The 19,816-nt window shown below is 64.3% G+C and carries 14 protein-coding genes and 1 pseudogene; 7 read left to right on the top strand and 8 right to left on the bottom strand.

All coding sequences use genetic code 11. From position 1 onward, the window contains the following. The 7 genes from VJS90_RS07335 to gloB form a co-directional block, all read right to left on the bottom strand. Window positions 1–1,381, bottom strand: a 1,381-nt coding sequence (locus VJS90_RS07335; RefSeq protein WP_324120504.1) for an ABC transporter ATP-binding protein, incomplete at its 3' end; no start/stop codon positions are given. 1 nt (window position 1,382) lies between these two features. Beyond that, entirely contained in the window at window positions 1,383–2,402 is a 1,020-nt protein-coding gene (locus VJS90_RS07330; RefSeq protein WP_324120502.1) for an ABC transporter permease, read from the bottom strand. 1 nt (window position 2,403) lies between these two features. Then, complete coding sequence (locus tag VJS90_RS07325) at window positions 2,404–3,477, bottom strand: microcin C ABC transporter permease YejB (RefSeq protein ID WP_324120500.1); 1,074 nt, start codon at window positions 3,475–3,477, stop codon at window positions 2,404–2,406. A gap of 1 nt (window position 3,478) precedes the next feature. Then, window positions 3,479–5,329, bottom strand: a complete 1,851-nt coding sequence (locus tag VJS90_RS07320) for an extracellular solute-binding protein (protein ID WP_324120498.1) — start codon at window positions 5,327–5,329, stop codon at window positions 3,479–3,481. Continuing rightward, entirely contained in the window at window positions 5,326–7,143 is a 1,818-nt protein-coding gene (locus VJS90_RS07315; protein WP_414704904.1) for an extracellular solute-binding protein, read from the bottom strand. Before VJS90_RS07315 ends, VJS90_RS07320 begins: the two co-directional genes overlap by 4 nt. Before the next feature lie 122 nt (window positions 7,144–7,265). After that, window positions 7,266–8,702 (bottom strand): lytic transglycosylase domain-containing protein, encoded by a 1,437-nt coding sequence (locus tag VJS90_RS07310; RefSeq protein WP_324120494.1) that lies wholly within the window; start codon window positions 8,700–8,702, stop codon window positions 7,266–7,268. Window positions 8,703–8,801: 99 nt separating this feature from the next. After that, complete coding sequence (gloB, locus tag VJS90_RS07305) at window positions 8,802–9,581, bottom strand: hydroxyacylglutathione hydrolase (RefSeq protein WP_324120511.1); 780 nt, start codon at window positions 9,579–9,581, stop codon at window positions 8,802–8,804. A 79-nt stretch (window positions 9,582–9,660) separates the two neighbouring features. Here gloB and VJS90_RS07300 point away from each other — a divergent pair, with 79 nt between their 5' ends. From VJS90_RS07300 to VJS90_RS07285, 4 genes and pseudogenes are all read left to right on the top strand, one after another. Next, on the top strand, window positions 9,661–10,419 hold the full coding sequence (locus VJS90_RS07300; RefSeq protein ID WP_324120492.1) for an SAM-dependent methyltransferase: 759 nt from the start codon (window positions 9,661–9,663) through the stop codon (window positions 10,417–10,419). Between the two features lie 41 nt (window positions 10,420–10,460). Next, complete coding sequence (rnhA, locus tag VJS90_RS07295) at window positions 10,461–10,907, top strand: ribonuclease HI (protein ID WP_324120490.1); 447 nt, start codon at window positions 10,461–10,463, stop codon at window positions 10,905–10,907. Window positions 10,908–10,959: 52 nt separating this feature from the next. Continuing rightward, window positions 10,960–11,712, top strand: coding sequence for a DNA polymerase III subunit epsilon (gene dnaQ, locus VJS90_RS07290; RefSeq protein WP_324120488.1), 753 nt, complete (start codon window positions 10,960–10,962; stop codon window positions 11,710–11,712). Window positions 11,713–11,788: 76 nt separating this feature from the next. Then, window positions 11,789–14,044 (top strand): annotated as a pseudogene (locus VJS90_RS07285) (Orn/Lys/Arg decarboxylase N-terminal domain-containing protein). Window positions 14,045–14,047: 3 nt separating this feature from the next. On the opposite strand, the gene VJS90_RS07280 reads toward VJS90_RS07285, so the two are convergent. Beyond that, window positions 14,048–14,266, bottom strand: coding sequence for a hypothetical protein (locus tag VJS90_RS07280; RefSeq protein WP_324120486.1), 219 nt, complete (start codon window positions 14,264–14,266; stop codon window positions 14,048–14,050). 154 nt (window positions 14,267–14,420) lie between these two features. Here VJS90_RS07280 and VJS90_RS07275 point away from each other — a divergent pair, with 154 nt between their 5' ends. The 3 genes from VJS90_RS07275 to VJS90_RS07265 all read left to right on the top strand — a co-directional run. After that, entirely contained in the window at window positions 14,421–14,978 is a 558-nt protein-coding gene (locus VJS90_RS07275; RefSeq protein ID WP_324120484.1) for an NAD(P)H-dependent oxidoreductase, read from the top strand. A 178-nt stretch (window positions 14,979–15,156) separates the two neighbouring features. Next, window positions 15,157–19,494 (top strand): NEL-type E3 ubiquitin ligase domain-containing protein, encoded by a 4,338-nt coding sequence (locus VJS90_RS07270; protein WP_324120482.1) that lies wholly within the window; start codon window positions 15,157–15,159, stop codon window positions 19,492–19,494. Between the two features lie 129 nt (window positions 19,495–19,623). Then, a partial coding sequence (locus VJS90_RS07265; RefSeq protein ID WP_324120480.1) for an SDR family NAD(P)-dependent oxidoreductase occupies window positions 19,624–19,816 on the top strand: 193 nt, incomplete at its 3' end.

The following is a 19,816-nucleotide window of genomic DNA, read 5'->3' as shown; positions in this document are numbered from 1 at the left end:
GCTGCACGGTGCGGTCCAGCGCCGAGGTCGGTTCGTCGAGCAGGATCAGCGCCGGCTTGAGCACCAGAGCCCGGGCAATGGCGATGCGCTGGCGTTGCCCCCCAGAGAACTCGTGGGGATAGCGGTGCCGGGTGCGCGGGTCGAGGCCCACTTCCTCGAGCACAGCGATGATGGCCGCTTCCTGCTCGTCAGGGCTGCCGATCCGGTGAATGCGCAGGCCTTCGCCGACGATATCGGCCACGCACATGCGTGGGCTGAGGCTGCCAAAGGGGTCCTGGAAGACCACCTGCATCTGCCGGCGCAGTGGCCGCACGTCTTTCTGGTTCATGCTCTCCAGCGACTGGCCCTGGAAGCGGATTCCACCCTGGCTGGAAATAAGCCGCAGGATCGCCAGGCCCAAGGTCGACTTGCCCGAGCCGCTCTCGCCGACAATGCCCAGGGTCTGCCCCTGGGGCAGGCTGAAGTTGATGCCGTCGACCGCTTTGACGTGGTCTACCGTGCGCCGCAGCAGGCCCTTCTTGATCGGAAACCACACGCGCAGGTCATCGACCTGAAGCAGGGGCGCGCCCACCGGGTTGGCGGCGGGCTGGCCGCTCGGCTCGGCGCCGATGAGCATTTGCGTGTAGTGGTGCCGGGGGGCGTGGAACAGCGCCTGGCACTCGGCCTGCTCGACGATCTGCCCGCGCTGCATCACGCACACCCGGTGAGCGACGCGCTTGACCAGGTTCAGGTCGTGGCTGATCAGCAGCAGGGACATGCCCAGGCGCGCCTGCAACGACTTGAGCAGGTCGAGGATCTTGAGCTGGACGGTCACGTCGAGCGCCGTGGTCGGCTCATCGGCGATCAGCAGCTCAGGTTCGTTGGCCAGGGCCATGGCGATCATCACCCGTTGGCGCTGGCCGCCCGACAGTTCGTGGGGCAGCGCCTTGAGGCGCTTGCGCGGCTCGGGGATGCCGACCAGCTCGAGCAGCTCAAGCGTGCGCGCGGTGGCCTGCTTGCCGGTCAGGCCTTTGTGCAGCAGGAGGATTTCGTTGATCTGTTTTTCGATGTTGTGCAGCGGGTTGAGCGAGGTCATCGGCTCCTGGAAGATCATCGCGATACGGTTGCCGCGAATGCGCTGCATGGGCCTTTCCCCCAAGGTCAGCAGATCCTCGCCGGCATAGCGGATGCTGCCACTGGGGTGACGGGCCGTAGGATAGGGCAGCAGGCGCAGGATCGAGTGGGCGGTGACCGACTTGCCCGAACCGCTTTCGCCGACCAGGGCCAGGGTCTCGCCCTTGCGAATGTCGAAGCTGATGCCCTCGACCACGCGCTGCACCTGGTCGCCGCTGACGAACTCAACCGCCAGGTCGCGGACTTCGATCAGGTTTTGCTCGTTCATCTTATTTCCTCGGGTCGAAGGCATCGCGGGCGGATTCACCGACGAATACCAGCAGGCTCAGCATCAGTGCGAGCACGGCGAAGGCGCTGATGCCCAGCCAGGGCGCCTGCAGGTTGGACTTGCCCTGGGCGACCAGCTCACCGAGCGACGGCGCTCCGGGTGGCAGGCCAAAGCCGAGGAAATCCAAAGCGGTAAGGGTGCCGATGGCGCCCGTCAGGATGAACGGCATGAACGTCATGGTCGAGATCATCGCATTGGGCAGGATGTGCCGGTACATGATCGCGCCATTCTTCATGCCCAGGGCGCGGGCGGCGCGCACGTATTCCAGGTTGCGCCCGCGCAGGAACTCGGCGCGTACCACATCCACCAGGCTCATCCAGCTGAACAGCAGCATGATCCCCAGCAGCCACCAGAAGTTGGGCTGGACGAAGCTTGCCAGGATGATCAGCAGGTACAGCACCGGCAGCCCCGACCAGACCTCCAGGAAGCGCTGGCCGGCCAGGTCGACCCAGCCGCCATAGAAACCCTGGAGGGCGCCTGCGATCACGCCGATGATCGAGCTGAGCACGGTCAGTGTCAGGGCGAACAGCACCGACACCCGGAAGCCATAGATCACCCGCGCCAGCACGTCTCGTCCCTGGTCGTCGGTGCCGAGCCAGTTGTCCGCCGAGGGCGGGGCGGGGGCCGGGACCTTGAGGTCGTAGTTGATGCTCTGGTAGCTGAACGGGATGGGCGCCCACAGCACCCAGCTGTCCTTGGCCGCCAGCAGTTCGCGGACGTAGGGGCTCTTATAGTTGGCTTCCAGCGGGAATTCGCCGCCGAAGGTGGTTTCGGGGTAGCGCTTGAACGCCGGGAAATACCACTGGCTGTCATAGCGCACGGCGATCGGCTTGTCGTTGGCGACCAGCTCGGCGCCCAGGCTCAGGCCGAACAGGATGAGGAACAGCCACAGGGACCACCAGCCTCGGCGGTTGGCCTTGAAGCGTTCGAAACGCCGACGGTTCAGAGGAGACAAGGCCATGTCAGTGCTCCCGGCTTGCGAAGTCGATCCGTGGATCGACCAGGGTGTAGGTCAGGTCGCCGATCAGCTTCACCACCAGCCCCACCAGGGTGAAGATGAACAGGGTGCCGAAGACCACCGGGTAGTCGCGGTTGATCGCCGCCTCGAAACTCATCAGGCCCAGCCCGTCGAGCGAGAAGATCACCTCGATCAGCAGCGATCCGGTGAAGAAGATGCCGATGAATGCCGAGGGGAAGCCGGCGATGACCAATAGCATGGCATTGCGGAACACGTGCCCGTAGAGCACCCGTGGCCGGCTCAGGCCCTTGGCCTTCGCCGTGACCACGTATTGCTTGTTGATCTCGTCCAGGAAGCTGTTCTTGGTCAGCAGGGTCATGGTGGCGAAGTTGCCGATGACCAGGGCGGTGATCGGTAGCACCAGGTGCCAGAAATAGTCCAGTACCTTGCCGGTGGCGGAGAGCTCGTCGAAGTTGTTCGAAGTAAGGCCGCGTAGCGGGAACCAGTCGAAGTAGCTGCCACCGGCGAACATCACGATCAGCAGGATGGCGAACAGGAAGGCGGGAATGGCATAGCCGACGATGATCGCCGAGCTGGTCCAGACGTCGAAGTGGCTGCCATGGCGCACCGCCTTGGCGATCCCCAGGGGAATCGACACCAGGTACATGATAAGGGTGCTCCAGAGCCCTAGCGAGATCGACACCGGCATTTTCTCGGCGATCAGGTCGATGACCTTGGCGTCACGGAAAAAGCTGTCGCCAAAGTCGAGCCGGGCGTAGTTCTTGATCATGATCCACAACCGCTCGGGCGCCGACTTGTCGAAGCCGTACATGTGCTCGATCTCGGCGATCAGGGCCGGGTCCAGTCCCTGGGCGCCGCGGTAGTTGGAGCCAGCCACCGACACCTCGGCGCCACCGCCGCCAATGCGGCTGGTGGCGCCCTCGAAGCCCTCGAGCTTGGCGATCATCTGCTCGACCGGCCCGCCAGGCGCAGCCTGGACGATGATGAAGTTGATGACCAGGATGCCGAACAGGGTAGGGATGATCAGCAGCAGGCGCCGCAGGATGTAGGCGAGCATGTCAGTTCGCCTCGTCCGGCTGCGGGGTCTGGGATGGCTGCGGGTTCACCGCAGGGGCTACCTCGGGCTTTATCCACCACGTATCGATGCCCAGGTCATACTTCGGGGAGGTCTTTGGATGACCGATATGGTTCCAGTAGGCTACCCGCCAGGTCTTGATGTGCCAGTTGGGTATCACGTAGTAGCCCCACAGCAACACCCGGTCGAGGGCGCGCGTATGGTCGACCAGGCTCTGGCGCGAATTGGCATTGATCAGGCTTTCGACCAGCTGGTCGATGGCCGGGTCTCGCAGGCCGATGAAGTTGCGGCTACCTGGGTTGTCGGCCGCACCGCTGGACCAGAACTCGCGTTGCTCGTTGCCGGGTGAGTTGGACTGTGGAAAACCGCTGACGATCATGTCGAAATCCCGCGACCGCAGGCGGTTTATGTACTGGGGCACCTCGACGCGGCGAATGTTCAGCTCGATGCCAAGATCGGCCAGGTTGCGCTTGAACGGCAGGAGGACACGCTCGAACTCGGTCTGGGCCAGCAGGAACTCGATGGACACAGGATTGCCTTGGGCATCGACCATCTTGTCGTCGACGATCTTCCAGCCGGCTTCCTGCAGCAGCTTGTAGGCCTTGCGCTGCTGCTCGCGAATCATGCCGCTGCCGTCATTGACCGGGTTGCTGAAAACCTCGGTGAAGGCTTTTTCAGGGATCTTGCCGCGCAGGGGCTCGAGGATCTTCAGCTCGTCTGGCGAAGGCAGGCCGCTCGCGGCCATCTCGGAGTTGTCGAAGTAGCTGCCCGTTCGGGTATAGGCCCCGTTGAACAGCTGCTTGTTGGTCCACTCGAAGTCCAGCATCAGGCTCAGCGCCTCGCGCACCCTCACGTCCTGGAAGACCGGGCGGCGCAGGTTGAAGATAAAGCCCTGCATGCCGGCGGGGTTGCCATTGAGCAGTTCTTCCTTGATCAGGCGTCCTTCGCGCACGGCCGGTACGTTGTAGGCGGTGGCCCAGTTCTTCGCGGTGTTTTCCTGCATGTAGTCGAATTGCCCTGCCTTGAGGGCCTCGAGGGCGACGGTGTTGTCGCGGTAATAATCGAAGGTCATGGCCTCGAAGTTGTAGAAGCCACGGTTGATCGGCAGATCCTTGGCCCAATAATCATCGACCCGTTCGTAACGTATCGAACGGCCAGGCTTGACCTCGGTGACCTTGTACGGTCCGCTGCCCAGCGGAATTTCCAGATTGCCGCGAGTGAAGTCGCGGTTTTCATACCAGTGTTTAGGCAGCACCGGCAGTTGCCCAAGGATCAGCGGCAGCTCGCGGTTGTTGGTGTGCTTGAACTTGAACAGCACCGTGAGCGGGTTCTCGGCGACCACTTCGGCGACGTCGCCGTAGTACACCCGGTACAGCGGCGCGCCCTTGCTGACCAGGGTGTTGAACGTCCAGACCACATCGTCCGCGCGCATAGGGTGGCCGTCATGGAAGCGTGCCTCGGGGCGCAGGTAGAAACGCACCCAGCTGTTGTCCGGCGCTTTTTCGATCTTGCCCGCTACCAGGCCGTATTCGGTGAAGGGCTCGTCCAGGCTCTGGCGCATCAGCGTGTCATAGATGCTGCTCACATTCTCGGCCGCCACGCCTTTGTTGATGAACGGATTGAGGCTGTCGAAACCGCCGAAGCTCGATTGGCGGAAGGTACCGCCCTTGGGCGCATCGGGGTTGACGAAGTCGAAATGCTGGAAGTTTGCCGGATACTTCGGCGGCTCGTCATAAAGCGTGAGGGCATGCTGCGGCGCGGCGAGCACGGGCGCGCCCAGGCAGGCGAGCAACAGGCTGCCTGCCAGACGGCGCAGGCGGTGCATTGGCATCATTGGGGGTTCTCCGAAGTCTTGAGCCACCAGCTGTTCAGCCCCAGGGTGTAGGGCGGCGTGGCGACGAAGGCGAACCGGTTGCGGTAGGCCAGGCGATGATTGTCGAGATACCAGTTGGGAATCATGTAGTACTGCCAGGACAGCACGCGGTCCAGGGCCCGGGCGGCGGCCACCTGGTCATCGCGGCTGCGGGCGGCGAGCAGGGTGTCGAGCAGGTGGTCGACCACCGGGTCCTTGATGCCTGCGTAGTTCTTGCTGCCCTTGACCTGGGCCTGGCTGGAGTGGAAGTACAGCCATTGTTCAAGGCCGGGGCTTAGGGTCTGGCTCAAGGTCATCAGGATCATGTCGAAGTCGAACTGGTCAAGGCGCTGCTTGTACTGGGCACGGTCGACGGTACGCAGGCGCGCGTCGATGCCGATGCTGGCGAGGTTTTCGACAAAGGGTTGCAGGATACGTTCGAGGTTCGGGTTGACCAGCAACAGTTCCAGGCGAAACGGCCGGCCCTTGCTGTCCTGCAGGCGCTGCTCCTGCAGGGTCCAGCCGGCCTCGGCCAGCAATCCCAAGGCCTGGCGCAGGTTCTGCCGGCCAACGCCGCGGCCGTCGGTCTGGCTGACCCGATAGGGCTCGGTGAACAGCGCCGCGGGCAAGTCGTCACGGTAAGGCGCCAGCAACAGCCATTCCTTGCCCACCGGCAGGTCGCTGGCCGTGAACTCGCTGTTGGGGTAGTAACTGGTCGAGCGCTTGTAGGCGCCGCTGAACAGCGCACGGTTGGTCCATTCGAAGTCGAGCATCAGCCCCAGCGCTTGGCGCACGCGCACATCGCTGAGGTTGGCGCGCCGGCTGTTCATGAACAGGCCCTGGGTCTGGGTCGGGATTCGGTGTGGGATCTGCGCCTTGATGACCTGGCCGCGCCGCACCGCCGGGAAGTTGTAGCTGTTGGCCCAGTTCTTGGCCTGGTGCTCGATATAGATGTCGAACTCCCCAGCCTTGAACGCTTCGAACGCCACGGTAGCGTCCCGATAGAACTCGAACTCGACACGGTCGAAATTGTACTTTCCACGGTTGACGGCCAGGTCGCGGCCCCAGTAGTTCTTTACCCGCTCGAACACCAGGCTGCGGCCTGGCTGCACCTGAGTGATGCGGTACGGGCCGCTGCCCAGCGGGGGCTCGAAAGTGGTGGCCTTGAAGTCGCGACCTTGCCAGTAGTGCCTGGGCAGTACGGGCATCTCGCCCAGGCGCAGGATCAACAGCGGGTTGCCAGCGCGCTTGAAGACAAATCGGATGCGCAGGGGGCCCAGGATATCGACCCGTTTCACTTCCTGCAGGCTGGTGCGATAGATCGGGTGGCCTTCCTTGAGCAGCGTCCGGTACGAGAACGCCACGTCGGCAGAGGTGATGGGCTTGCCATCGTGGAAATGAGCTTCCGGGCGCAGGTTGAACACCACCCAGCTGCGGTCTTCGCTGTACTCCACGGTACGGGCGATCAGTCCGTAGCTGGAGGTCGGCTCATCCCCAGAGGGATCGTACTGGCCAGTACCGACCATCAACGGCTCGTTCAGCTCATTGATCCCGTACTGCAGGAAGTTGGGCGTCGTGACCGGGCTGCTGCCCTTGAACGTATACGGATTGAGGGTATCGAAGGTGCCGAATGCCATGGCCCGCAAGGTGCCGCCCTTGGGCGCTTGCGGGTTGACCCAGTCGAAGTGGGTGAATGTGGCCGGATACTTGAGCGTGCCGAACTGGGCGTAACCGTGGCTTTCGCTGACCGTCGCGCCCGCGGGAAAGCTCAAGACCAGGCTGAATGTCAGCAACAGGAGGGGACGTATCAAGTCTGTTATCCGATCCAGGCGGCTTGGGCTTTGTCGCAGGTACAGTAACAGCTTGCATGGACCGGAAAAAGAGCAGGGGCCCTACAACGACCCCCTTGTCGCGCAGGTCAACGCCCGACGTACACCGTCAGCGTCTGGCCAGGCTTGAGCGCGTGGCCGCTGCGTGGATTCCAGCGCTTGAGATGCTTCATCTCGACATTGAAACGCTTGGCTACCAGGTACAGGGAATCACCCTTGCGCACCTTGTACTGGGTCGAACGCTGCTTGGCGGCGGCGAGCTTGCCGGCGCTGGCGCTGGCCGGAACCGAGCCGCCACGCAGGGCGAGTACCTGGCCGGTCTTGAGACGCGAGCCGGAGATGCGGTTCCAGCGCTGCAGCTCCTTGACCGACACACGGTTGGCGCGGGCAATGCTGCCCAGGTTGTCGCCACGTTTGACGCGGTAGCTGCGGGTGCTTGCGGCGGGGCGCGAAGCTTCGGCCAGGGCCGTCTCGAATACCGCCTTTTTAGGCTGCAGGGCAACCAGTTGCTCGGGCTTGAGGTTGGACAGGCTGTCGCTCAGCAGTTGCGCCTTGGCGGTGGGCACCAGCAGCTGCTTTGGACCGTCCACGGTCATGCGCTTCTTGAAGGCGGGATTGAGCTGGATCAGTTCATCTTCATCGATGCCGGAGAATGCCGCCACCCGGGACAGGTCCAGGCGGTCGTGGATGGCCACGGCTTCAAAGTAGGGCTCGTTCGCCACCGGGCTCAGGTTGACGCCGTAGGCTTCCGGCGTCAGGACCACTTGCGACAGGGCAAGCAGCTTGGGCACGTAGTTACGGGTTTCCTGAGGCAGCGGCAGGTTCCAGAAGTCGGTAGGCAGGCCGAGTTTTTCGTTGCGCTCGATCGCGCGGCTGACCGTGCCTTCGCCTGCGTTGTAGGCCGCCATGGCCAGCAGCCAGTCACCATTGAACATGTCATGCAGGCGAGACAGGTAGTCCAGCGCGGCATTGGTCGAGGCGGTGATGTCGCGGCGGCCGTCGTAGAAGTTGGTCTGGCGCAGGTTGAAGTAACGCCCGGTCGAAGGGATGAACTGCCACAGGCCTACGGCGTGGGCCCGTGAGTAGGCCATCGGGTTGTAGGCGCTCTCGATCGCTGGCAACAGCGCGAGCTCAAGCGGCATGTCGCGCTCTTCGAGGCGTTCGACGATGTAATGCAGGTAGAGGCTGCCACGCTCGCCCGCCGTCTCGAGGAACGAAGGGTTGCTGGCGAACCACAGGCGCTGTTGCTCGATACGCGGATTGACGCCGATCCCGTCCTGAAACGCAAAGCCCCGGCGCATGCGCTCCCAGATGTCCTGCGGTGGCTGCTCGGCCGACTTGGCCGCCACGATCACCGGCTTGGGCTTGATCCGCGCCTGGTACTTGTGCGCGCGAACGCTGTCGGTTTCGTCGACCTGCGGGGTGCTCTGGCAGCCCACCAAGGTGGCGGCCAAGGCCAGCACGCTGGCTTGGGCCAGGCGCGTCAGGGCGACGGAATGAGCGGTCTTGCGGCTACAGGAAGGCATCGGCTTGGACAGTTATCCGGGCAAAAAGTTGGGGGATTCTAGGAACCACCCCTTGCCCGGTCAACCACTGGCCGACCCCTTCGATATATCTTGCGGTTATCAGAAGCCGTCTTTCCATCGCCTCAAGGCAGCAAAAGCGGCCACCTCACCTTCGTTTGCGTGCCCAGTCCACTCGTCTATTTTTTGTTTAACGGATGTTTCAGTTATCCGGAGAAATGGATTGGTGAGGCGTTCGAGGGCCATGTTCGACGGCAGGCTGATGCGGTCGTCGGCGCGCAGGCGGGTGACGTCCTCGAAGCGCTGCGTGATGCTCGCGTTGTGCGGCTCGACCGCGCAGGCAAAACGCAGGTTGCTCAGGGTGTATTCATGCGCGCAGTAGATCAGCGTTTCGCCAGGCAGCGCGGCCAGGCGCTGGAGCGCATCATGCATCTGCGCCGGCGTGCCCTCGAACAGGCGGCCGCATCCCGCGGCGAACAAGGTGTCGCCCGGGAACAGTAGCGGGATCGGCGCGTGCGCCGTGTAATAGGCAATGTGCCCCAAGGTGTGACCGGGAACGGCGATTACCTCAAGGTCCAGGCCTAGCACCCGTACCTGCTCGCCGTGGGCGAGGGCCAGGTCACGCGCCGGGATGTGCTCGTCGGCAGGCCCGCACACCCGCGCGCCGGTCGCGCGCTTCAGGGCTTCGACGCCACCGACATGATCATGGTGGTGATGGGTGATCAGTATGTCTTCCAGTACCCAGCCAGGGTGTGCCTGCAGCCAGGCGAACACCGGCGCGGCGTCACCCGGATCGACCACCGCGCAGCGGCGTTTGGCAGTATCCTGTAACAACCATATGTAGTTGTCCGAGAAAGCGGGCAGGGCATCGATCTGTATCATGGTGCGAATCGCCAAAGCGTGGGACATGAAGGCATCTTAGCCGCGATGGCGCGGGCAGAGAACCTTCGAGGAGAGCTCAATGACCGACAAAGCCTTTGCCCAGGCCGATCCTGACTGGGTCGAGCTGATCAGCCTGGCCCGTGACTGGTTCGACGGGCCGTTGGGCCGGCTGATGCTGCGCGAAGAACAGAAACTGCTCGAAGACGAACTCGCGCGCTATTTTGGGGGGTTCCTGGTGCATTACGGCCCTTGCGCCGAGGCGCCCCCTGCCGCGCCCAGGGTGCAACGCAACGTGCGCCTGGGCGCGCCGCTGCCGGGTGTAGAGATCGTCTGCGAGGAACAGGCATGGCCATTGGGCGAGCATGCCGCCGATGTCGTGGTGCTGCAGCACGGGCTGGATTTCAGCCTCTCGCCCCATGGGCTGTTGCGCCAGGCCGCCAGCAGCGTGCGGCCGGGAGGGCACCTGCTGATCATCGGCATCAATCCCTGGAGCAGTTGGGGCATGCGCCACCTGTTTGGCCGTGGTGCCTTGCGCAAGGCCCGGTGCATCTCGGCCTCCAGGGTCGGTGACTGGCTCAACCTGCTGGGCTTCGCGCTGGAGAAACGCCGGTTCGGGTGCTATCGTCCGCCGCTTGCCTCGCCGGCCTGGCAACAACGCCTGGCGGGCTGGGAACAAGTGGCCGGGCGCTGGCAGAGCGCCGGAGGCGGCGTGTACCTGCTGGTGGCGCGCAAGATGGTGGTCGGGCTGCGGCCCCTGCGCCAGGCGCGGCGCGAGCCGATGGGCAAGCTGCTGCCGCTGCCGATGGCCAAGGTCAACCGGCGCAATATCGAGCCCTGAGCGGTCCCGGCCCACGATTATCTGAACAATGAAGGCGGTACATGAGCGATACGGTCGAGGTCTACACCGATGGAGCCTGCAAGGGCAATCCTGGCCCGGGTGGCTGGGGTGCGTTGCTGGTCTGCAAGGGCGTCGAGAAGGAATTGTGGGGCGGCGAGCTGGTGACCACCAACAACCGCATGGAGCTGATGGCCGCGATCCAGGGCCTGGAGGCGCTCAAGCGCGAGTGCGACGTATTGTTGGTCACCGACTCGCAGTACGTGATGAAAGGCATCACGGAATGGATGGCCAACTGGAAGAAGCGCGGCTGGAAGACCGCGGCCAAGGAGCCGGTGAAGAATGCCGACCTCTGGCAGCTGCTGGATGCCCAGGTCGCCCGGCACAAGGTTACCTGGAAATGGGTGCGCGGCCACATCGGCCATCCCGGCAACGAGCGCGCCGACCAGCTGGCCAACCGCGGCGTCGATGAGGTACGCGGCCTGCGCTGAGCTGGGGTACACTAGCCCGCTTTGCAGAACACGCAGCAACGGAGACCCCGACGTGGAGCAACCCAACAACAGGTCGGTGGTCCTCGACACCGAGACCACCGGCATGCCGGTCAGCGATGGCCACCGGATCATCGAGATCGGTTGCGTCGAGGTGATCGGTCGTCGCCTGACCGGGCGTAACTTCCACGTCTACCTTCAACCTGACCGCGCGAGCGACGAGGGCGCCATCGGCGTCCACGGCATCACCGACAGCTTCCTGCTCGACAAGCCGCGCTTCGCCGAGGTGGCCGATGAATTCTTCGAGTTCATCCAGGGCGCGCAGCTGATCATCCACAACGCGGCGTTCGACGTTGGCTTCATCAACAGCGAGTTCGCCCTGGCCGGCCAGCACGACCGCGCCGACATCGCCCAGCACTGCACCATCCTCGATACCCTGATGATGGCCAGGGCGCGTCACCCGGGGCAGCGCAACAGCCTCGATGCCCTGTGCAAGCGCTATGGCATCGACAACTCTGGTCGCGACCTGCACGGCGCCTTGCTCGACTCCGAGCTGCTGGCCGACGTCTACCTGAGCATGACCGGCGGGCAGACCAGTCTGTCGCTGGCCGGTGACGGCGCTGAAGACAATGAAAACGGCCAGGGCGGTGGTGGCAGCGAGATCCGTCGCCTGCCCTCCAGCCGCACGCCTGGGCGCATCATTCGCGCCACGCCTGATGAGCTCGCGGCGCACCTGGCGCGGCTCGACGTGGTGGCAAAATCCGCCGGCGGACCGGCCCTGTGGCAAACCCTCGGCGAGGCGGGCTGAGGCAAAAGCGGGCATCCTTGCCGGGCAGCTTCTAACCTGAAGGGAGGCATCTGTCCTTCGCAGGCGAGGATTGCCCATGTACAAGGACCTCAAGTTTCCCATCCTGATCGTGCACCGCGACATCAAGGTCGACAGCGTGGCCGGCGAGCGGGTGCGGGCCATCGCCCAGGAGCTCGCCCAGGATGGCTTCATCATCCTGAGCGCCGCCAACCATGCCGAGGCCCGGTTGGTCGCCGCCACCCAGCATGGCCTGGCCTGTATGTTGGTCGCCGCTGAAAACATCGGCGAGAACACCCACCTGCTGCAGAACCTGACCGAACTGATTCGCCTGGCCCGGTTGCGCTCGCCGCAGCTGCCGATCTTTGCCTTGGGCGAGCAGGTGACCCTGGAGAACGCACCCGCCGAGGCCATGGGCGAGCTGAACCAGCTGCGCGGCATTCTCTACCTGTTCGAAGACACCGTGCCCTTCCTGGCGCGCCAGGTTGCCCGCGCCGCGCGCAATTATCTCGACGGGCTGTTGCCGCCATTCTTCAAGGCCTTGGTGCAGCACACCGCGCAGTCGAACTACTCCTGGCACACGCCGGGCCATGGCGGCGGCGTGGCCTACCGCAAGAGCCCCGTCGGGCAGGCGTTCCATCAGTTCTTCGGCGAGAATACCTTGCGCTCGGACCTGTCGGTCTCGGTGCCCGAGCTGGGTTCACTGCTCGACCATACAGGTCCCTTGGCCGAAGCCGAGGCCCGCGCCGCACGCAACTTTGGTGCCGATCACACCTTCTTCGTGATCAATGGCACCTCGACCGCCAACAAGATCGTCTGGCACTCGATGGTGGGCCGTGGCGACCTGGTGCTGGTGGACCGCAACTGCCACAAGTCGGTGGTGCATGCCATCATCATGACCGGCGCCATTCCCTTGTACCTGTGCCCGGAGCGCAACGAGCTGGGCATCATCGGGCCCATCCCGCTGAGCGAGTTCAGTGCCGAGGCGATCCAGGCCAAGATCGAGGCAAACCCTTTGGCGCAGGGCCGAGCGGCGCGGATCAAGCTGGCGGTGGTGACCAATTCGACCTACGACGGGCTATGTTACAACGCTGGGCAGATCAAGCAGATGCTGGGCGCCAGCGTCGACGTCCTGCATTTCGACGAAGCCTGGTTCGCCTATGCGGCGTTCCATGAGTTCTTTACAGGCCGATTCGCCATGGGCACCCCACGGAGTAACGACAGTCCGTTGCTGTTCAGCACCCACTCGACCCACAAGCTGCTGGCAGCCTTCAGCCAGGCGTCGATGATTCATGTGCAGGATGGCGCCTCGCGCCCGCTCGACCGCGACCGTTTCAACGAAGCGTTCATGATGCACATCTCGACCTCGCCGCAGTACAGCATCATTGCGTCGCTGGACGTGGCCTCGGCGATGATGGAGGGGCCTGCAGGACGCTCGCTGCTGCAGGAAATGTTCGATGAGGCGCTGAGCTTTCGCCGGGCGCTGGCCAAGCTGCGCGAACACATTCATGCCGATGACTGGTGGTTCAGCATCTGGCAGCCACCGGCGGCCGACGGTTCCCAGCGCCTGGTGGCACAGGACTGGCTGCTTTCCCCAGGCGCGGGGTGGCACGGCTTTGGCGACCTGGCGCAGGACTATGTGCTACTCGATCCGCTGAAGGTCACGCTGGTCATGCCTGGCCTGGATGCTGGCGGTGCTCTTGGCGGTCAGGGCATTCCGGCCGCGGTCGTCAGCAAGTTTCTCTGGGAGCGTGGACTGGTGGTGGAGAAGACCGGGCTCTACAGCTTTCTCGTGCTGTTTTCCATGGGCATCACCAAGGGCAAGTGGAGCACGCTGCTCACCGAATTGCTCGAGTTCAAGCGCCATTACGACGCCAACACCGCGCTTGCCCAGTGCCTGCCGTGCGTGGCATCGATCGACCCGTTGCGTTATCAAGGGCTTGGCCTGCGCGACCTGTGCGACCAGTTGCACGCCTGCTATCGCAGCAGCGGCACTGCCAGGCAGCTCAAGGGTTTGTTCAGCCGTCTGCCCGAGGTGGCCATGACGCCTGCCCAGGCGTACGACCATCTGGTGCGGGGGGAGGTGGATGCAGTGCCGATCGAGCAGTTGCTTGGCCGGGTTGCCGCGGTGATGCTGGTGCCCTATCCGCCGGGCATCCCATAGATCATGCCCGGCGAGCGCTTCACTGAAGACACCCGCTCGATCATTGACTACCTTGCGTTCGCGCGGGCGTTCGACAGTGGATTTCCGGGGTTCGTCGCCGATGTCCACGGCTTGCAGTCCGACGACTCAGCCCAAGGGCGCTGCTACACCGTCGATTGTGTGCGGCGCTGACGATCAGGGAATACGGACGATTTCGACGCCGCTCTGGGCCAGTTCGAAGCGGTCCTCACCCAAGTGATTGACCCGATCGCCAATTGCCAGACGGTAGGTGGTGATCGGCGCGGAGGACGCACTGCCGTCGGCCTGAAGGGTAGCCTCCTGGAACTCATGGACGGGGTAGATGCGGCCCTCGGCATCCCGTGCATGAAATTGACCAACCAGTACTGCTGTCATTTACCGTACAACCTCTAGAAAAGTGGAAATCATCTGCAGCCATAGACCACTGTCCCGGTGGGGAAGTTTTCAGCTACAGGAAAAAAACTTAAGACCGTGTAGGACGGTCACCTATACCTACTACGTCACTTTATCCAGCAAGGTGGAAAAACCTATGAGCCAAGTGTATTCGGTAGCAGTGGTGGTGGGCAGTTTGCGCAAGGATTCCTACAACCGCAAGGTGGCGCTGGCACTGGCGGCGCTGGCACCGTCCGGCCTGTCCCTGAACATCATCGAGATCGGCGACCTGGCGCTGTACAACGAGGACATCGATGTCGAGCCGCCCGAGTCCTACAAGCGTTTTCGCGAGCAGATCCGCAAGAGCGATGCTGTGCTGTTTGTCACTCCGGAGTACAACCGCTCGGTACCAGGTGTGTTGAAAAACGCCATCGATGTCGGCTCGCGCCCTTATGGGCAGAGTGCCTGGAACGGCAAGCCGGCGGCGGTCATCAGTGTCTCGCCAGGAGCGATCGGCGGCTTTGGCGCCAACCAGCATCTGCGCCAGTCGCTGGTGTTCCTCGACATGCCGTGCATGCAGATGCCCGAGGCCTACCTCGGCGCGGCGGCGAGCCTGTTCGAGGAGTCGGGGCAGTTGAGCGAGAAGACCCGGCCATTCCTGCAGACATTCATCGACAAGTTCGCGGCGTGGGTGAAGCTGATCAAGGCCGACTGAGGCGGGGCATGCAGGCGGCGTTGCCTGCGATCACGAGCGTGGTCCGTGCCGGGCGACACGCTCACCTGGGTAGGCCCCAGGGTGGACAGACTCGCGTCTGAAGGGGCGGCGGTTCCGGGTTCGATCGGGGGCAGGCGTTGAATAGAGTGGCCGGTCCCCTCGCTAGCAGGACCGTTCCATGACCGTCATTTCCGCAGCCAGCCCCGCTGACTCACCCACCGATCGTTTCATCCAGCAGATCCTGCCGCCTTGGCTCAAGCAGGCCAGTCCTGCCGACATCCAGGCCCTGCGGGCACGGTTCGCCGCCTGCAAGGACAGCCGCGAGCGGCTGCACCAGGCCCGGCGCAACCTCGTGCCACCCGATAACTTCGCCTCCAGCCTGTTGCACCGCGCGCTGCGCTGGCAGCTCGGTCTGACCCTCGACCTGAACCGGGCGCAGTGGCGCGAAATCAGGCGTCGCTTTGTCGTGCCACCCGACGGGCAGTTGCCGACCGACGAGATCATCACCCTGCGTACGCCTGCCCTGCAGCACCTGATGCAGAATTTTCCAGAGGGCGTGTCGTACTACGTGGGCAGTGCGCTGGTGGGGCCGTCCCCCGACGAAGCCCTGCTCTCCGATCGCCTCGTCGAAGTTGCCCAGCTCTGTCGCGAGGTGGACGCCGGCGCCAGCTACCAGGGGCTGCTTCACCGCGTGTTCAACGTGGCGACTCATGGGCAATTGGCGGCCGACAAGCGTAACGCTCTGGCGATGGCCGCCGAAATCGCCGCGCTCAAGGGGCAGCTCAGCCAGGACGATTTGCAGGCGGTACGGCAGTTGGTCGATAACGCTGCGCAGAACCTGCCGCCTGACCGATCGGCCCAGGCATTGCTGGTGAGGATTCTTGACCAGCCCGTCGACGGCGCGCTGGCCGTGGAACTACGGGATCGGCAAGACCAGCTGACCGCAGTGTTGCTTTTCCTGCCTGACGCAGCAGGGCAGCCATTGCGCCGCCATGCCTCCTGGCAAGCCGCGGGTGCCGCGCTGGCCATCGAGTTGAAGGCACCGGCCTACAGGGACTCTTTCATCGGCTTGATCGCCCTGCGCGAACGTCCCGCCGTCCTCGCCCTGCTCGACGCCCGGCTGAGTGATGACAGCCCGGACCTCGAGGTGCAAGGACGCCTGCCCGGCGAGGACATTTTCGTCAGCCTTGCCGTGCAGCAGGTGGCGCGTATCAAGGATGATGCGCGAGTGTTGCTGGTGCCAACCGCAGAGGCCGACCGGGCCGCGTCCGAGGCACGCACCAGGGCGCTGGAGGGGGCGGGAATGGACCTGCTCAACCTCGCGGGCCTGTTCGTGCCAGTGGTTGGCGAACTGCTGTTCGGCCAGATGCTGGTACAGACCCTCGGCGACGTCTACGAGGGCGCGCATGACTGGTCCCTGGGCCACCAGCACGAAGCCATGGGCCATATGCTGTCGGTCGCCGAAACGCTTGCACTGACCGCCATCACGGTGGGCACGGTCGCGGTGGTATCGACGGGATTCGTCCGGGGTGAATTCGTCGAGCAACTCGAGCCTGTGCAACTCGACTCGGGCTCGCGGCGGTTGTGGTCCAGCGACCTGACGCCCTATCGCATGCTGCCCGAGCCTGAGAACGGGCAATTGCAGGACAACGGCCTGTACGGTGACGGACAGCGTCACTGGTGGCGCCACGAAGGCGTCAGCCACCAGGTATGGCAACCTGACGAACAGGGCCCCTGGCGCTTGCGTCACGGTGAACGCGCGAATGCCTACGGTCCGGAGCTTGCCCATAACGGCGAGCGTGCCTGGCGCTTACGCGGGGAACGGCCGCTGGAATGGCAGGGCGAGGGGTATCTGCTCGCTCGGCTGTGGCCCGCCGCCGAAAGCCTTGATGCGCAGCGCGTGGAACAGATCCTGCGAATCGCCGGGTGCGACCAGGACAGATTGCGGGGCCTGCTGGTGGAGAACCGGCCTCTGCCGGTGGCCCTGCGCGACACGCTTGAACGCTTTGCCGTGTCCGAGCGGATCGATCATTTTCTCGCCAGCCTGACGGCCGGGCAAGACGCCCAGCCTGACCCTCGGTGGCTTGCCTGGTGCCGGGAACAGCTTGGCAGGCCGACGAGCGATGATGCCGAGCTGCGGACGGCGTTGCTGCAGCGACCCGCCCAGTGGCGCGCGCGTCTGCTGGAGCATTTTTCCCGGCAGTACCTGCCCCATGACGAGCTGCTGTCCCTGCTCCAGCGCGACTTCCCTGGCTTGCCGGCAGCCTACGCCCTGGACGTGCTGAATTCGGCCACTCGCGCGAGCCGCTTGCGCATGCGCGATGAAGCGCGCCTGCCGTTGGCGGTGGCGGAGCACGCTCGGGCAGCGCTGCAGGACGCCAGGCTGACGCGCATGCTCGAAGGGATCTACCTGGAGGGCAGCCCGTCCACCGACACCCTTGAGCTGGTGTCGGTACTGCTGCGCCGTCGACCGGACTGGCCGCGCGCGCTCAACCTGGAAACGGCCATCGTTGCCCCGCAGGGGCTGTTCGAGGCACTGGTGGCGATGCTCGAACCTGCAGACGCAGAACGCCTTGGCTGGTCTGGCGGGCAGGGCGCCGAGCGGCTGCGCCATGCGGTTCAAGCGGGGCTGCCGGCCACCCGGCGTGAACTGTTGCCCCTGGTCGGGATGCGCGAGATCAGGCCCAGGTTCAATGCAGGCCAGCGCCTGACCGATGGCCGCGTGGGCTACCCGCTCAGCGGCCGCGGCATCATCGGCGCGATCATGCAGCGCACGCTGCGCAACCGTGTCCGGGTGTTGTACCCGGGCTTCGACGAAGATCAGGTCACCGGCTATATCGACGCGTTGCACACGCTCTCGGACTCGCCGCTCAGCGTGCTGCTGCACCAGGAGCAATCGTACCGGCGCTTCGACCAGGCCCTCGAGACCTGGCAAGCCGGCCTGCCCCGTTCGATGGAGCGCAATCGGCGCCGCTATCTCTGCGAGGCATTGCGGCGCAGCTGGCGCATGCAGGGCGACGTGGTGACCGATCCGGAGACCGGCACGCCCGGCATGAACCTGGACCTCTCCGGGATCGAGGTGGAACAGCTGCCACCCATTCCCCTTGGCACCGACTTTGGTCATATCCATCAACTGAACCTGTCCGGCATGGCGCTGGAGCAGATTCCTGAGGAATTCCTCGGCTGTTTCCCGCGGATTTACTCGCTGAACCTGAACGACAACCACCTCGACACCTTACCAACGGGATTGTCCGGGCTGCCGGGCTTGCGCGTGCTGCGTCTGCGCCGTAACCGTATTCACATGACGGCCCCAGCCGCGCAGGTGTTGAGAGGTTTGCGCCAGTTGCAAACGCTGGATCTGAGCTACAACCCGCTGGGGCTGATCGGCCTGCACTTCAGTTCGCGGTCTTCGCTGATCGAGTTGAACCTGCGACGCTGCCAGTTGCAGACCCTGCCTGCCGGCCTTGAATGGTGCGGCTTCCTGGAAACCGCCGACCTGCGTGATAACCAGCTGGCTTCGCTTCCCCAGGTGATCCTCGAGGCGCCAGCCGAACTTCGCCGCACCCTGCTGCTCGATGGCAATCCAGTGCCCCCGGGCGTTCGCCGGATCCTGGCGCTGCCGGCGCCTTCTCCTGTGCCGACAGGACCCGGCTGGTCGCGCGAGCAGTGGCTGATGACATCAGACGTGGCAGAACGGGAGCGGCGCGCGGGACTGTGGGATCAAGTACGGGCGGAGCCTGGCGGCGACGAATTCTTCGACATTCTCGACCGGATGACCGAGAGCAGCGATTTCGACCTGACCAGGGCCGAGTTGCAATCGCGCGTGACCGCGGTGCTTGCGGCAGTGCACGAGAGCAGCGACTTGCGCAACGAAGTCTTCAACCTGGCGGCCAGCCCGCGCACGTGCGCCGACAGCGTCGCCTTAAGCTTCAGCACACTGGAGGTACGCGTGCTGATGGCCCGTGCCCTGCGCAACCAAGCGCCAGGGCAGGGGCAGCGGGTGCGCCTGGACCTGGCGCGTCGGCTGTTCCGTCTGGAACAGGTCGAGCAGTTCGCCCGCCAGGATATTGCCGTGCGCCTTGCCGAGGGTCAGCGCGTGGATGAAATCGAAGTCAGCCTGGCCTACCGCACCGGTCTGGCCGAGGAGCTCGAGCTGCCTGGCCAGCCGCGCACCATGATCTTCGAAGCGCTGGCCGAGGTGACCGAAGACAACCTGAGCGCCGCGCGGGATGCCGTGCAGCGCGCCGAAGCGTCCGATGCGCTGGCCCTGTATGTCAGTCAGCGCGACTTCTGGCGCGAGTTTGTCCGGCGCATCCATCGGCGACGCTTCGAGGACGTCGAAGGCCCGTTCTGGCAGCGTCTGGATGCCCTGGCGGCGTTGCAGGAAAGCCTGAGCGAAGGGGTCTACCTGGAGCGCATGAACCAGCTGTCCGCAGAGCGCCAGATGGCGCTGGACGCGGTGTTCCTTGAGCTGACCCGGCATGCCCTGACAGCTCAGGCACCGGCAATGGTGTAAAGGCAAGCGCCAAAGCAGTCGCCATCTTTGACCGCTTTGGCGCTTGTTCCCGAATTCCGGCGGCGCGACTATTCTCTGACCTACCTGGCTCCCTGCGGGCCAGCCGACAGCGTCTGAAGGAAGACCGCCATGCACATCAGCAACAGCCACTTCATTGTCAGCGGCGCCGCCTCGGGCCTGGGCGCTGCGACCGCGGACATGCTAATCGACGCCGGCGCGCAGGTGATGCTGGTCGATCTGAACGCCGAGGCGGTCGCCGCCAAGGCGCATGCCCTGGGTGAGCGGGCACGGTTCGCGGTGGCCGACATCAGTGACGAAGGGG

Origin of the sequence: Pseudomonas sp., assembly GCF_035277045.1 — a bacterium.
In the GTDB taxonomy this organism is placed as follows: Bacteria; Pseudomonadota; Gammaproteobacteria; order Pseudomonadales; family Pseudomonadaceae; genus Aquipseudomonas.
This window is presented reverse-complemented; position numbering and strand designations above follow the sequence as displayed.